We start from the raw sequence: 15,213 nt of genomic DNA on the forward strand, positions 1-15,213 counted from the left end.
ATGTTGTAATATTAATACTATAAAATTATAAAACTCTCTCTTCTAAGCCCTATAATTTTGGGCTAATAAATAGCTTTTTTCGAAACATTTTCAAAAATGCTTGACATCACTTTTACTTGGCAGTTAGCATAAAGAAATTTCCAGCCATTCCAAAAAAATCATAAAAGCACTCGCCCCACTGTGCCAGGGCTATCATAGTTGAGCTTTCAACTATGATAGCTGAAGAAAGATGTAGAAGCACGGGAGCTTCTGCATCGGATGCCTGTACCAGGCTAAGGTACAGGCTACGCCTCGTTCCGGGTCCGCGGCTTTCCCTGTACAGGGGATACTGCCGTCCAGCATTGCCCGGGATAAAATGTGGGATGTCTCCGGGACGCGGCGCTGCCTGCCGGCCTGTTACATCCGTCTGCCTTATCTTCCCAGTGCCAGGACCAGGCGGTACATATTTTCATCCAGCGGGAAATGAAGCCGTTCTGCTTCTGTATACGGTGTCGCGACGATGCGTTCGCCTATCTGCCCGATGACGCAGTTATACGTGCCGGCCAGCAGACTGTCTATGGCCTTTTCGGCAAACAAACTGGCCATGATGGCATCCTTTGCCGACGGAGAACCGCCGCGCTGTACATATCCCAGCACTGTCAGCGTCGGTTCCAGATAGGTGTGACCTTTAATATAATCGACCACATCGGCTCCCTTGGCTGCCCCTTCGGCCACGATGACAATACTGCTCATCTTCTTCATGCGGTGAGATTCGTTGAGGTGCGTGCACAAGTCTTCCAGTGATACTTCATGTTCCGGTACCAGCACCGCTTCCGCACCGGCAGCCATCCCGGCATACAGGGCGATAAATCCGGCATGCCGGCCCATGACTTCAATGACGGCGACGCGGTCATGGGAAAAAGCCGTATCGCGGATCTTATTGACCGACTCCAGGACCGTATTGACCGCCGTGTCGAAACCGACCGTATACTCCGTCCCCCCCATATCGTTATCAATCGTACCGGGGATGACAATCGTAGGGATTCCCAGACGGCTCAGGGCCTGGGCACCGCGCATCGATCCGTCGCCACCGATGACGACCAGCGCATCCATTTCCTGTTCGCGGATATAGTCTGCCGCTTTTTTCTGCGTTTCTTCTTCCAAAAATTCCAGGCAGCGGGCCGTGCGCAGCATCGTACCGCCGCGATGAATGATAGCACCGACACTGCGGCGGTTAAGTGGCATGATTTCATGACTTAAAAGTCCTTCATACCCCCGGATGATACCCGTGACTTCCAGTCCCTTTTCGATCGCATACCGGGTAACGCCACGGATAGCCGCATTCATGCCCGGCGCATCACCACCACTTGTGAGTACACCAATTTTATTTATCATGATGACCATCTGCCTCCTTTGGCTCACGGGAAACGAAGACTATATCGTCTCCTTTAATTCGTTTTACAATAATATCTACAATTTCTTCAGCACTGTAATCCGTCGTATCGACGACATAATCACAGTACGGATATACATGCTTCCACTGGGCATCCATGCGCGTTACAAAAGCATGGAGATTGTCATAGTCTACCGTCGGCCTCTTGCCAATATGGCGTCCCACCCGCTCTTCCACGCGGTACGGCTGGGAACGGAGGGCCACGATATACCCATGACGATGGAGGATACGGTATGTTTCGATATTCATGGGGAAATTCCCGCCAAAAGAAATAACCGCTTCATGGTAGCGGCTGACCTGTTGCAGCACATTGATTTCCCGTTCACGGAACACCTTTTCTCCTGCCCGTTCAAAAAAGTCAGCAATAGACTGTCCCATCTGGCGTTCAATGCGGCGGTCCGTATCGACAAACTGCCATCCCAGACGAACGGCTAGTTTGCGTCCTATATGGCTTTTGCCACTGCCCATCATGCCTACGAGAACTATATTGCGCTTGATCATACCCTTCCCCTCCTTGCAGTATATTGCACCTGCAACGTATTTCATTTATTTATTATAGCAAAAATTGAAAGGTATGAGTATATATAAATTAAAAAAACAAGCATAAACAAATGCCCCTGTCAGTCCAGCTTTCCGCATGGACTGACAGGGGCATCTGCCATCGTTCAGTTGCGCTATACGTCTGTTATATGCCGTTGTTATCGAAATAATCGGCCAGACCTTTTACGATGCTTTCGGCAAAGTTCTGCTGCTGTGCTTCCGAGTTCAGGGCTTTTTCTTCACCCGGATTGGAAATGAAGCCTAGTTCCAGCAGGGTCGCCGGCATGTTCGTGTGGAGCAGGACGTAGAAATTAGCCGTCCGTACGCCCCGGTCCTGGAAATTCGTCGCCTTCATATTCTGATTATGAATATACTTGGCAAGGCCTGCATCATGGGATGTCTTGCTGTTGTAATAAGCCGTTACGCCACCGGCATCAGCCGAGGAGTAAGAATCGATGTGGATGCAGACAAAGGCATCGGCCTTGGCCGCATTGGCGATATTGCAGCGGGCCTGCAGTTCTTCTACGGCCCCGTCATTCGGTGCATACACATCGACATCGGTCGTGCGGGTCATGATGACGTTGGCCCCGGCCTGCTGCAGGAGAGTCTGTACTTTTTTGGAAATGGCCAGGGTAATATTCTTTTCCTGGCTGAACGCGCCGAGGGCTCCCGTATCACTGCCACCGTGGCCGGGATCTATGCAGATGGTCTTGCCTTTCAGCCCCTTGGTCAGGCTGTAGCTGGCACTGCCGCCGTAGGATGGCACCGTAACGGATGAACCGCCCGTTTTAGTTCCCTTCGTATTTTGCGAGGAATGAATGCCGATAGATTCATTGCCCCAGTGTTTCCACTGTTTTACTTTACCGGATTTGTCATTGACATCGACGACTACCCGGTCTGAGCGGTTGGCTTTCTTATCTCCCGGCAGGGTAAATACCTTCACATCCTGAGCCGTGACCTGGCGTGGAACCTTGATATTCAGGTCCGTACCGGACGAACGCTGGGTCAGCCAGATACGGGATACGACATTGGAATTGGCATCGTACTGCTTCTGCACATTTTTATCGATTTTCGTATTTGGCAGCGTAACCGTCACGTATCGGCCGCTCTTGTCGATATACAGACGGGGCGTGACCTTTCTGGACACATCGAGGACGGTCCGGACAAAGGGTGTATTGGCATCATTGCGTGTCGCTACGCGGACACTGGTAATTTCCGTATTGGCGGCAGCCTGGACGGAAACGAGCGGCAGCAGGCAGGCAATCGCCAATAGCGGTATCATACATAATTTTTTCAGCAATTGTATCTTCTCCTTTACAAATGAACGTTACTATTATACCATACCTCCTGCTCTATTTTAAGTTCTGAATTATCACAAATCCGTCACAAAGTTCTATCTCCGTGTGCCGTTTTTATCGTATAGGATGTACCGTCGCTATCAATCGAAATGGTCCCGTCCCGGTCGGTACGATAGATGGGTATACGATATGCCGCAAGGAGAGAGACGACTTCCCTGTGAGGAAATCCGAAGGAATTGCCAGCTCCGCAGGAAATGACCGCTGCCGACGGGGCCGCTTCTTTTACCAGTTCTTCTGTCGTGGCCGTACGGCTGCCGTGGTGGCCGTTTTTCAGGATCGTCGTCCTCAGCGCCCCGGATGTCATGTACTGCAGCAGGACCCGTTCACTTTCCTTTTCCGCATCGCCCATGAACAGCATAGAGAAAGTCCCGTATTCCAGGCGGCAGACGAGAGAAAAATTATTCTCCCTGCCCTGGGAAGACTGGAGCGCCCCGTATCCCCGTTCTCCCCGTGCGGGTGGCGATACAATTTCCAGAGTCAGCCCGTCCGTCCAGGACAGTACCTGTCCGCGCTGCAGTGTTTTACAGGCAATCCCCTTTTGGGCAGCTATCTTACGGTAGTGGGCATATACGGGAGAATCCGATTTCTGCCCGTTGTCATAAATGCAGGCGACCGGCAGTGTTTCTAATAACACCGGCGCACCGCCAATATGGTCTTCGTGAGGGTGGGTCAGGATCAGCGCTTCCAGTTGGCGCACGTGGAACTGCTGCAGCTGGGACAAAAGCCGGTCCGTGCCGTCGCTGTCCCCGCAGTCGATGAGGAAATCACCTGTCTTATGCCGTATGAGTACAGCATCTGCCTGTCCGGCCGACAGGACGTGAATGTGCAGATTGCTGTCATCGCGCGTATGTGATGCACAGCCTGCCAGACAAAAAACAAGGACTGTCGCCAGTATCAGTGCGATACGGAACAGTCCTTTTCCCTTACAGGGATACACGAATTATGCCTCCGTCACCAGGGGCCGCTGCAATACGGGCAGCGGACGGTTGTCTTCCAGGCGGGTAATGACCCGGGGAACGGCATCGGCCACTTCCATAGGCAAAAATCCATAGGAGCCATACGTGTCATGGCAGACATCGCCGGCGGCACTATGGAGCCACACCGCCGCGCAGGCTGCCGTGGTCAGGCTGGTCATGCCGTCGTGTACGGCCAGGGCCGCTACCATGCCCGTCAGGATATCTCCCATGCCGCCACAGGCCATGCCGGCATTGCCGCCGGGATTGACGTAGGCGTGGAGTGTCCTGGGCGAGACGATGACGGTCGGCGCCCCTTTCAGGACCAGCGTTACCTGCCATTCCCGGACAAACTGTTTGGCTGCAGCGATACAGTCTTTTTTGATATCCGCCAGGGGCAGTCCGCTGAGACGGCTGAACTCTGCCAGATGAGGCGTCATGATGATGCGTCCGCCGTAAGGTGCAATGAAATCCCGTTCTCCTGCCAGAAGGTTCAGGGCATCGGCATCAAGTACCAGCGGGCACGACGTGTGGGCAATGACTTCTTTCAGGAACATCCTGGTATCTTCCTGTTTTCCCATGCCCGGTCCCATGGCCAGTACCGACCAGTTCCGGCTTTCTTCGATGATTTCTGCCGCATCGGCTGCCGTAAAATGATCGCCCGTTCCGACGCCGCGCACCATAGCTTCAGCCTGCCGGCCAATGCAGTAAGGCGCCGTACGCGCCGGCACCCGCAAAAAGAGCTTGCCTGCCCCGCTGCGAAGAGCGCCGCGGGCAGCCATCAGGGCCGCTCCGGCCATATCACTGCTGCCGGTCACGATAGCGACCGTGCCATGCGTTCCCTTATGGGAATCGGGACTGCGCGGCACCAGGACTTCCGATATGTCGCTTTCTTCCAGCATATACGCCCCATCGTCTTCCCGTCCGGTCAAAAGCGGCCGGGGCATGCCGATATCGTCGCAGACGACAACACCGGAACAAGTGCGTCCCGGATACAGGAGCAGTCCCCGTTTCCAGACACCGAAGGTGACGGTCATATCGGCAAAGACCGGCCCGGCCGCCTCTTCATCGCCACTGCCGCTGACATCGCCCGTATCGGCATTGACGCCCGTCGGGATATCGACGGCAATGACCCGGAGCGTACCCGACGCGGCCACTTCGTTGACCATATTGACTATCCGGCTCACGGGCATGCGCAGCGTGCCGTGGAATCCCGTTCCCAGAATGGCGTCGATGACGACCTGGCTGGAAGACAGGCGCCGGTACAGCCTGTCCCATGCCTTGTCCGATGGCGCAAAGTAATCGATGAGGCACGTTTCTTCCTCGGCCAGTTCCTGCAGCGTATGGAGATGAGCCCGGGCTTCCGGACTATACGATTCCACCGTTCCCAGTACATAGACGTATACCCGGGCGCCACGGTTCAGCAGATGACGGGCGATGACAAAGCCGTCTCCGCCGTTATTTCCCTTGCCACACAAAATGACAACGTCCTTACCCTGCCAGCCATGAACGGCTGTTTCTGCATGGGTAACGACGGCATGGCCGGCATTTTCCATGAGGACCGCCGGCGCGATGGCATACTGGCCGTGCATGGCCGTCTGGTCCATGAGCCGCATCTGGGCCGCCGTATTGAGTTTTTGCATGAGAACCTCCTTAAGGTGATTACAAGTATAACGCCGGGTCAACGGCTTCCCCATTGACGCGGATTTCAAAATGGACGTGGGGCCCTGTCGAATTTCCCGTAGAACCGGCATAAGCAATGATGTCTCCCTGCTTTACGGTCTGCCCGGTTATGACATTGAGGCGTTCATTATGGCCGTACAAGGTCGTCATGCCATTGCCGTGATCAATGACGACGGCATTGCCATAGCCGCTGATCCAGTCGGCTTCGACGACGACGCCACCCATGGCTGCCTTGACTGGCGTACCGTAATCCACGCCGATATCCATACCGGAATGAAGGATCTGCCGGCCATAAATGGGATGGATGCGGTATCCGAAGGGAGATGTAATGACGCCCTTCACAGGCCAGATCATATCACCCCTGCCCGGCCCGGCAAAGGGTTTGCGCCCTTTAAAATCTTTTTTGATAGATTCACTGAACGGCTTGGAAATGCTGTCTTTGGAATCGTGCCAGTGGCTCCACTGCTGTACCTTGCCTGACTTGTCGTTCACATCGATGACGACGCGGTTGCTGATTTTCTGTTTGGCATTGCCATCCAGCGTAAAGACTTTCAGATCTTTCGTATTCACCGCTTTGGGCACGCGGATGCGGACCTCCGCATGAGGGCCCTTATTTCCAAGTTCCAGCCGTGAAATGACGTTCTGATTTACCTGGGGGCGGGGATTGATGCTCCGGCTCAGGTTGGTATTGGGAATCGTGACAACGATATTGTAGCCGCTTTTATCAATGGCAAACCGCGGCTGGACCGGCCCGGTGACATCCAGGACGGTGCGGACAAAGGGTGTATCGGCATCGTTGCGGGTCACGACGCGGACATTGGTAATATTCGTTTTAGATGCCCCTTGGGAAATTCCCACGGGCAGCAGGCTGGCCACGACAATGAGAGGCCAGATCAGAAATTTCTTGTACACACTATCTTCTCCTTTATGTGCTATGAATTCAACGCCTCTATTATAGCACATCGGGAATAGAAACTTAATCTCCACTCTAAGGAATTATCGTCACAGCCAGACGACCTGGGCGATGGCATACTGGCCGTCATGTGCCAGGGACAAGGACAACTCCCCCCGTTTCTCCAGCAGTACCGCACAGGCTCCGTGCAGGACAAAGGAGGGTGCGCCCAGCTCATCGTGCCGCACTTCCACATCGGTCCAGGCCCCTTTGCGGAAGCCCGTGCGGCAGGCTTTCCAGAATGCCTCTTTGGCAGCAAACATGGCGGCAAAGGAAGCATACTGTCCCTTTCCCCGGCTGCGGCAGTAGGCAATTTCCTGTTCCGTAAATAAGCGCTGCAGGGACTGGCCGCGGGTACAGACCAGTTTTTCCATGCGCCCGATTTCTACAATATCTACTCCACAAGTCATACAGAGTCCTCCCAGACGGGCATGTTCCCGTTTTAAATCTTGTTTGAAGTTTGAGGTTTGATGCTTAAAACGACAAGAGGCTGTCGCATTAAGTATTTCCTTAATGCGGCAGCCTCTCTTCTGACCCATGCTCTTTACCATTTCTGCATGCGGATACAGACGGCAATGCCTTCCAACAGCACCTTGAACGTGGCAAAAGCGACGGTCACATCATCATATACGTTAGGTGCCACTTTATACGAAATAGTGACTTCCTTTTTCTGATAATCATACCGCAGGCCATGCAGATTGGATTCAAACGTATACTGCGGCGCCGGTATCTTGAACTGTGGCGGCTTTTCGACCTGAAGGCCATGCAGCATGCGTTCCAGAAGAACGCGTTTAGGGACTTCTACCTGAAGCATTTCTTCCACAAAATTATCCAGCACAGACATGGATGCCTCAGTTTTCGTCAAAGAAATAGGCGTGGATGGCACGGACAGCTGTATCTACCTGTTCTTCAGAAATGAGGCAGGTGATGCTGATTTCCGAAGTGGAAATGATTTCAATGTTGATATTGTTTTTGCCTAGGACGCCGAACATACCGGAAGCAATGCCCGGATGGCCGGCCATGCCGGCACCGACGACGGAGACTTTCGCCATCTTGTCATCGATGAGGATATCTTCGACAGGCATCATCCCTTTAATCTGTTCCAGTACGTCTTTGGCAGACGCCAGTTCATCCCGGGAAATCGTAAAGGTAATATCCGTTACGCCTTCGTTGGCAACGCGGACACTCTGGACGATCATATCGACAACTACGTTGGCATTGGCCAGTGTTTCAAACAATTTATACGCGTAGCCCGGTTTGTTGGGGATTCCCAGAACGGTGATTTTAGCAACATTTTTATCTTCTGCGACGCCGCGGATCAGATACTGTTTGATTTCCATGGAATAAGCCTCCTGTATGATAGTACCTTCGTTTTCGGAAAATGTGGAACGGACATGGATGGGGATATTGAAACGGCTGCCCATTTCAACGGCCCGGGGCTGCATGACGCCAGCGCCGAGTTTGGCCATTTCCAGCATTTCTCCGTAGGTAATTTCTTTCATTTTCTGCGCATTGGGCACGACGCGGGGATCCGATGTATAGATGCCTTCTACGTCCGTGTAGATTTCGCACACATCGGCATGGATGGCACCGGCGATAGCGACAGCCGTCGTATCCGAGCCGCCCCGGCCCAGTGTGGTGATGTCGCCCGAATCCGTAATGCCCTGGAACCCGGCGACGATGACGATATTTCCTTCATCCAGCGCTTTTAAGATGCGGTCCGGCTGGATGTCCAGGATACGGCCCTTGTTAAAGGCGTCACTGGTAGTGATGCCCGCCTGGGCACCCGTAAAGGAAATCGACTTGTGGCCGGCTTCCTGGAAAGCCATGGCCATCAGCGCAATGGAGACTTGTTCCCCCGTAGAAAGAAGCATATCCATTTCACGGCCATATGTTTTCGATGTGATCTGGCTGGCCAGTTCAATCAGTTTATCCGTTGACTTACCCATAGCTGATACGACGATGACGATTTTGTCATCGGGCTGGGATCCTTTGAGCACGCGCTGTACGATAGCGCGCATCTTATCCGGCGTGGCTACTGAGCTGCCGCCAAATTTCTTCACAATTAATGCCAACTTATATCCCTCGCTTTTATTGAATTAAAGCCTGTAGTATACGTCACTAAACGACTACCTCCTGCCATGATATCATGCACTACGCCTATTGTAAAGTATCAAAAAAATGTATACAAAAATTTTGTCATGCCTGACGAAATTTATACTGATAATACACTGCCTACGGTCATCCAGACAGGCAGAACGCACCAAAAAAGGCTGCCACACCGCAGATGGTGCAACAGCCTTTTCCTGTCGTGGTATGATGAGTAATCAGTAAGCCGAGTTTTGTTCTGCCTTGCGGCAGCGACAATCATCTATCTAGACATACTGTTGCCAGCATGTTCAAGCGACACAACCCGGAAGATCAGCGGGCCGCTTCATCCCTTCCCTATTCGGTCTTGCTCCAGATGGGGTTTACCTAGCCAGTACATTGCTGCACTGCTGGTGCGCTCTTACCGCACCGTTCCACCCTTACCGCTTGCGCGGCGGTACACATTTCTGTGGCACTATCCCTAAAGTCACCTTCGCCGGACGTTATCCGGCATCCTGCCCTGCGGAGCTCGGACTTTCCTCTGACCCGGAGGCCAGCGATTGTCATTCATACTCATCTGCGTAATCGTATCATAAATCGCCCGTGCCGTCAAGGGAGAAGTGTCGTTGATCGTCTGCCGCCCCGTCCTATCGCGGCCAGTCGTGAAGGGACGGAATGCCGTATGCCGATTGGGCATGGCTGACAGCCCGGCGTATGGCCTGTTCCACCGCATAGGCAGCAAGGGTGCCGACGGTGTTGAGCTCTGCCGACACATTTCCTACGCTGAGGGCGTACAGGGCATCGCCGTCGGCCGTCGTATTGACCGGCCGGATGGTCCGCACCAGACCGTTGCTGGCAAGTGCTGCGATTTTTCCCATATGGGCCTTGTCAAAGGCCCCGTTGGTCACGACGGCCCCGATAGTCGTGTTGGTCGTCCCGCCGGCGGCCTGGCGCTGGGAGAACAGCGTGTCCGTCGTGCCGTATTCTTCCAGGAGCACCCGGCGCGTATCGGCAAATCCCCTGCCTTCACGGCTGCGCATGCCTGCCAGGATCTGGCCGTCTTCCCCGAGCACGTCGCCCAGGGCATTGACGGCCACGACGGCGCCGACCTGCAGGTCCCCGGTCTGTACGGCATAAACTCCCAGGCCGGATTTCATCATAAAGGAAGGGCCGCAGCATTTCCCGACCGTCGCTCCCGTACCGGCGCCGTGATTGCCCATGAGGGTATGATTCTGTTCGGCCTGTACACAGGCTTCATATCCCATGGCCGCATCAGGCCGCACATTGCTGCCACAGCCCAGATCGTAAATACACGATGCCAGTACGAGAGGGACCTTGCAGATCCGCGTGTCGAAGCCGATATCGTGTTCTTCCAGATACTGCATGACGCCGGCTGCCGCGTTGAGGCCAAAGGCACTGCCACCGCTTAAGAGTACAGCATGGATGCGTTCCGCTGCCGCCCGGGGATTGAGCAGTTCCGTCTCCCGGCTGGCCGGGCCGCCACCGCGCACGTCCAGTCCGCATGGCGCCCCATCGGGACAAATGAGGACGGTGCATCCCGTTCCTCCGGCCGCATCTTCACTGCTGCCGATACAAAAGCCCTGTATATCCTGTAAGGAAATTTCACGCAACATGTTCTCACCTGCTATTTCTTTTCAAAGTCTTTCCAGAGCATGCTGGGCTGGATGCCCGTATTGTTCTGGTACTTGCCGCCGTGATAAGTATCGTATTCTCCATCGATATCGTGATAGTAAATCTGGCAGATTTCCACATCAGGATAAATGCGGATCGGCTGGACGCAGAAGATTTCCAGTGTCCAGTAGCCGGCAAATCCCACATCGCCGAATCCCGCCGTGACGTGGATGAACACGCCCAGACGTCCTACGGAAGAACGGCCTTCCAGCATGGGGATGTAGCCATCGGTCTTCGTGTATTCGTTGGTCCGGCCCAGATAGAGCTTATTGGGCTGGAGGACATATCCCGATTTGGGGATGTAAATAGTGGAAGCCGGATTGGGTTTGGCCATATCCAGTTCGTGATGATCGTACACCATCAGTTCGTGGTATAAGGACAGATTGTAGCTATTTGGGTTGACCCGTTCCGGATGAAAGGGCGTGATGATGATCTCCCTGCCCAGATGTTTGACGATTTCCTTGCCCGATAATATCATAATTTCACCTTTCTTCAGGAAATGTAGTAGTTCCGTTTTGTCTATTATAGCCCAGCACAAAGAGCCTGTGCAAGCTATTTGTTATGATAGAGACTGGGCACGCCGTCTACATCGGCACACCGCGTATGGCACGATGGCGTACTGCAAGTCCAGTAGACACCATACGGCCCTTCCCGCTTCTGGAAATAGCCATCCCGGCAGCGCGGGCACTTGTAGGTCTTATCGATGTCCGCCGGGGATGCCGCCTCCACCGGCTCCGTGGCCCGGCAGGACGGATACTGGCTACACCCGTAAAAATCGCCGTACTTGCCATGGCGCAGGATCATCATGCTGCCGCACTTCGGGCAGCGCCTGCCTTCGCCTTTCTGCCGGCCCATATCGGCTTTTCCTGCGGCGGCGATGAGTGTTTTCAGGAAGGCAATCTGATCGGCCAGGAAAGCATCGAGGCTGTCCTTTCCCTCACTCATCTTGTACAGCCGGTCTTCCCAGATGGCCGTTTCGTCAGGATAGACCATGGCATCGGGCAGGGCATCGACGAGGAGATAGGCCATATCCGTCGGTTTCAGATATTTCTTCTTTCCCTCTTCGACGAGAAATTTACGCTGGATGAGCTCACTGATGATGGTGGCCCGCGTCGCTTCCGTGCCGATGCCCTGCACTTCCTTCAGTTTTTTCTTCAGGGAATCGTCTTTAACATACTTATATATTTCCTTCATGGCAGCCAAAAGCGTAGACGCCGTGAACCGCGGCGGCGGCTTCGTCTGCTTCTGATCGACGTTCCCCTTTTCATAGCGGACCTTGTCCCCCTTGCGGACGGCCGGCAGGTCTCCTTTGGCTTCGTCGTCTTCCTGATTCTTATCGTTGCGGTACAGCTCTTTCCATCCCCACTGGGTTACGATTTTGCCATGGGCGGCGAACTGTTCTCCTGCCGCTTCGATGGTAATCTTCGTCTGGTCGTATTCGTACAGGGGATAGAACTGGGCGATATAAGCCTGGGCAATAAGATAATACACATGCTGCTGCATTGCGTTCAGATGGGCAAAATCGCAGCGCACCGTCGTCGGAATGATGGCGTGGTGGGCTGTAATCCTGCTGTCGTTCCAGGCCCGGCTCTTGATGGACGGGTCGGCGCCGGAAACCCAGCCCGGCAGCTGTCCTGCCTGTATCTGCCGCAGGTTGTCCAGTATGCACGGCACGTCCTTACGCTGGTTAAGCGGCAGGTATTCGCAATCAGACCGGGGATAGGTCGTCAGTTTCCGTTCGTACAACTGCTGGGCCGTATCCAGGACCTGCTGCGGGCTGTACCCGTAGCGCCTGCCTGCCAGTACCTGAAGGGCTGAGAGGGATAAGGGCAGTCGCTGTGCTTCTTTTTTCTTCGTCTTCTTCCGTTCGGCAATCGTCCCGCCGGGATCAGCCTCCAGCCTGGAGAGCAGTTCCTCTGCCTGAGCCTTGTCGATGACCCGCCCTTCCGGGTCGAGGCCGGCCTGCGTATCCTTCGGCTGCCACTGCGCCGTGATCAGGCCGTTTGGATGACGGAAATCAGCCTTGACGACGTAATAGGTGACGGGCTTGAAATTATCCAGTTCCCGCTGGCGGCGCACGACCAGGGCCAGGGTCGGCGTCTTTACCCGGCCAATGGGCAGGACCACCTTATGCCCCTGCCGGCGGGCCGCCAGGGTGTACGCCCGGGACAGGTTCATACCGATGAGCCAGTCGGCCCGGCTGCGGGCCAGGGCCGATTCTTTCAGGTGGCAGAAATCGCCGTTATCCCGCAAATCCGCCAGGGACTCATGAATGCTTTTTTCATCGAGGGCATTGAGGAGGATGCGCCGGACGGGCTTTGTATTGCCGATATAGTCCAGTATTTCATCGATGAGCAGCTGCCCTTCCCGGTCCGGGTCGCCGGCGTTGACCAGCGTATCCGCCTGTTCGATGAGCTGGCAGATGATCCGGAACTGGTCCTTACTCGCCGGGCTGACCAGAAGTTTCCACGTCTGCGGTATGATGGGCAGGTCCTCTGCGCGCCACGTCTTATAACGGCCATCGTAGTCCTGCGGTTCCGCCTGCTGAAGGACGTGGCCGTATGCCCAGGTCACGATGCCCCCGCCCGTGCGGATGAAGCCATTGCCCCGCTGCTGCGGTGGAGGCAGACAGCGGGCCAGTTCCCGGGCCATACTCGGTTTTTCAGCGATAAACAGTGTCGTCATTACCTAACATCCTCTGTCAAATATATATTACCGTTCTTCTTTCTCCTCTTCATAGCGGCGGCCCTCTTCTTCCCGCCGGAGGGTAACCCGTGCCAGGTCGCCGGCCGCCCGGATGGTACGGACAAAGGCCGGGGGAATGAGTCCGGCTTTCAGGGACTGGCCGATGAGCCGTCCCAGGATGACCCCCTTATTGCTGTACAGCCAGGAAAAATAGTAGACGCAGAGCGCATCCTGGTTGCGGGGATTTACATGCCAGAGCATGCGGGGCGGGTAGTCGTGATAATTGAGGTCGAGCTTGCGGCATGCCTTCTTGAGCATGTCCGTCGTCGCACGGGCATGTTCGCCATTGGCCGTATCGATGATGCGGTCCAGCTCGCGCCGTTTCCCGTGGGAAATCATCGTCTTCACCAGATCCATTTCGAAGCAGATGCCGTCGGTGAAAAACGTATTCTTCTCATGCCCCTTGCTGCCTTTCACATCGGCGTCATACAGCACTACCGTGGGAATATGGAAGAATTGCAGCAATTTCCGGATCTTGGCAATGGAACTTTCCCCGCGGGCATTAATCAGGCAGATGCCGTAGTAATCAAAGGGAAGTCCCAGGGTCGTGCCGAAGAGAGAAAAACAGCCATACTCCGTTTCCCCTTCCACGATGATGACACTCCGCGAATAAAGTGCTTCCTTCACTTCGGGGAAGTGCATGATCAGGTGCTTTTCGATTTCTTCACTGAAATGAATCGTCGCCCCGCAGGCCGCCCGGACCTGACCACCGTCATGGCGGTAAAAGCGGACGATGTTGCGGTAGTCATCGACCAGGGCATCCGTAGAATGGGTGACGACGAACAACTGGCCCCGAAGGCCGTCTATGTGGAACAACCCCTTCAGCAGTTCGGCAAAGCGGGGATCCTCGTTGCTGAGGAGCTGCTTGTAATAATGGAGGATAGACCGCTGCATATACGGATGAAGATGGATTTCCGGTTCGTCGATGGACGTGATGAGCGGCAGCCAGCGCCGTCCTTTTTCATCGACGATCAGATTGTGCTCGATGGGAACGGCCTTGCTCTGGCACATGATATAAATCTGGGTAATCAGTTCCAGGGCGACGAGGGAAATGAATTTCATGTTATCCGCCAGGGACCGGTCCTGCCGGCGCAACAGACAGGACAAGAGGAAGATATCAACGTAATAAGACGAATCGAAATGACCGTACCGGGCTTCATGGCGGATGAAATTCTGCAGTTCCGGCGTAAACTCCGCAATCTGCGTCTGTCCCCACGAGGTAAGCATGTCTTCAATGGCCCGGTATACCCGTGCCGGGGCCGCGTATTCCTGGGGAAGGGACGAAGAATAGGACACGTAGCGGATGCGCCGGATGACATCCAGCGGCAGTTGTTCCCCCGTCTGTTCATCATAGAGCCGGGGATAGATTTCCTCTACGTTTTTTTCCATGCGCACCCGGATAGAGGTCATATGCTCTTCCGGAAGATCGGCAAAGGCCTCTTTATCGCTGTCGAGGAGCTGCAGTTCCAGGGTGATGACGATAGGCTGCAGTACTGAATCATAGTCATCTTCTGTAATGCCGCAGCCTTCGCTCATGAGCTTCAGCAGCCTCAAGAAACTGCTCTTGCCGATGGCATTTTCCCCGACGAGATAGTTCGCCTTTTCGTGGAACGTCATTTCTACATCCCGGAAATTCCGGTAATTTTCAATGCGTATATATCGTATGTACACATGCGTCACCTGCCCGTACTTCAGATTATCCTGTGTATGCCAACACAGAACCGCTATGTATAGTATTCGACACAAAAACACAAACACCTGCCGTCACCG

At 54.4% G+C, this 15,213-nt stretch carries 13 protein-coding genes and 1 other RNA gene; all 14 read right to left on the reverse strand.

From position 1 onward, the window contains the following. Positions 1-411: 411 nt before the first annotated feature. Entirely contained in the window at positions 412-1,374 is a 963-nt protein-coding gene (pfkA, locus tag B4H10_RS03820) for a 6-phosphofructokinase (RefSeq protein WP_075582517.1), read from the reverse strand. Then, a complete protein-coding gene (locus B4H10_RS03825; RefSeq protein WP_059077275.1) occupies positions 1,364-1,933 on the reverse strand; it encodes a shikimate kinase in 570 nt (189 codons plus the stop codon). Before B4H10_RS03825 ends, pfkA begins: the two co-directional genes overlap by 11 nt. A 184-nt stretch (positions 1,934-2,117) precedes the next feature. Then, entirely contained in the window at positions 2,118-3,272 is a 1,155-nt protein-coding gene (locus tag B4H10_RS03830) for an N-acetylmuramoyl-L-alanine amidase family protein (RefSeq protein ID WP_257536535.1), read from the reverse strand. 83 nt (positions 3,273-3,355) lie between these two features. Beyond that, positions 3,356-4,267, reverse strand: coding sequence for a ComEC/Rec2 family competence protein (locus tag B4H10_RS03835; protein ID WP_292018211.1), 912 nt, complete (start codon positions 4,265-4,267; stop codon positions 3,356-3,358). Between the two features lie 3 nt (positions 4,268-4,270). Further along, positions 4,271-5,926, reverse strand: a complete 1,656-nt coding sequence (locus tag B4H10_RS03840; RefSeq protein WP_292018212.1) for an NAD(P)H-hydrate dehydratase — start codon at positions 5,924-5,926, stop codon at positions 4,271-4,273. A gap of 19 nt (positions 5,927-5,945) precedes the next feature. Further along, positions 5,946-6,878, reverse strand: a complete 933-nt coding sequence (locus tag B4H10_RS03845) for a M23 family metallopeptidase (protein ID WP_236699701.1) — start codon at positions 6,876-6,878, stop codon at positions 5,946-5,948. Positions 6,879-6,968: 90 nt separating this feature from the next. Further along, positions 6,969-7,328 carry a holo-ACP synthase gene (acpS, locus tag B4H10_RS03850; protein WP_059077278.1) on the reverse strand — a complete coding sequence of 120 codons (360 nt, stop codon included), beginning with the start codon at positions 7,326-7,328 and terminating at the stop codon, positions 6,969-6,971. Between the two features lie 134 nt (positions 7,329-7,462). Then, positions 7,463-7,762: a hypothetical protein gene (locus B4H10_RS03855; RefSeq protein ID WP_059077279.1), complete on the reverse strand. Its 300-nt coding sequence runs from the start codon at positions 7,760-7,762 to the stop codon at positions 7,463-7,465. Positions 7,763-7,769: 7 nt separating this feature from the next. Then, entirely contained in the window at positions 7,770-8,993 is a 1,224-nt protein-coding gene (locus B4H10_RS03860) for an aspartate kinase (RefSeq protein WP_059077280.1), read from the reverse strand. A 241-nt stretch (positions 8,994-9,234) separates the two neighbouring features. Then, an RNA gene (gene rnpB, locus B4H10_RS03865) (RNase P RNA component class A) lies at positions 9,235-9,582 on the reverse strand. Positions 9,583-9,653: 71 nt separating this feature from the next. Then, complete coding sequence (locus B4H10_RS03870; protein WP_292018213.1) at positions 9,654-10,640, reverse strand: P1 family peptidase; 987 nt, start codon at positions 10,638-10,640, stop codon at positions 9,654-9,656. 11 nt (positions 10,641-10,651) lie between these two features. Beyond that, complete coding sequence (gene dcd / locus B4H10_RS03875) at positions 10,652-11,176, reverse strand: dCTP deaminase (RefSeq protein WP_059077282.1); 525 nt, start codon at positions 11,174-11,176, stop codon at positions 10,652-10,654. A 74-nt stretch (positions 11,177-11,250) separates the two neighbouring features. Continuing rightward, the gene (locus tag B4H10_RS03880; RefSeq protein ID WP_292018214.1) at positions 11,251-13,383 is read right to left on the reverse strand and encodes a DNA topoisomerase 3; all 2,133 of its coding nucleotides are present in this window, start codon (positions 13,381-13,383) and stop codon (positions 11,251-11,253) included. A gap of 27 nt (positions 13,384-13,410) precedes the next feature. Continuing rightward, a complete protein-coding gene (locus B4H10_RS03885) occupies positions 13,411-15,114 on the reverse strand; it encodes an ATP-dependent nuclease (protein ID WP_059077284.1) in 1,704 nt (567 codons plus the stop codon). Positions 15,115-15,213: the final 99 nt, after the last annotated feature.

Origin of the sequence: Megasphaera sp. UBA4382 (assembly GCF_002391155.1) — a bacterium.
In the GTDB taxonomy this organism is placed as follows: Bacteria; Bacillota; Negativicutes; order Veillonellales; family Megasphaeraceae; genus Megasphaera; species Megasphaera hexanoica.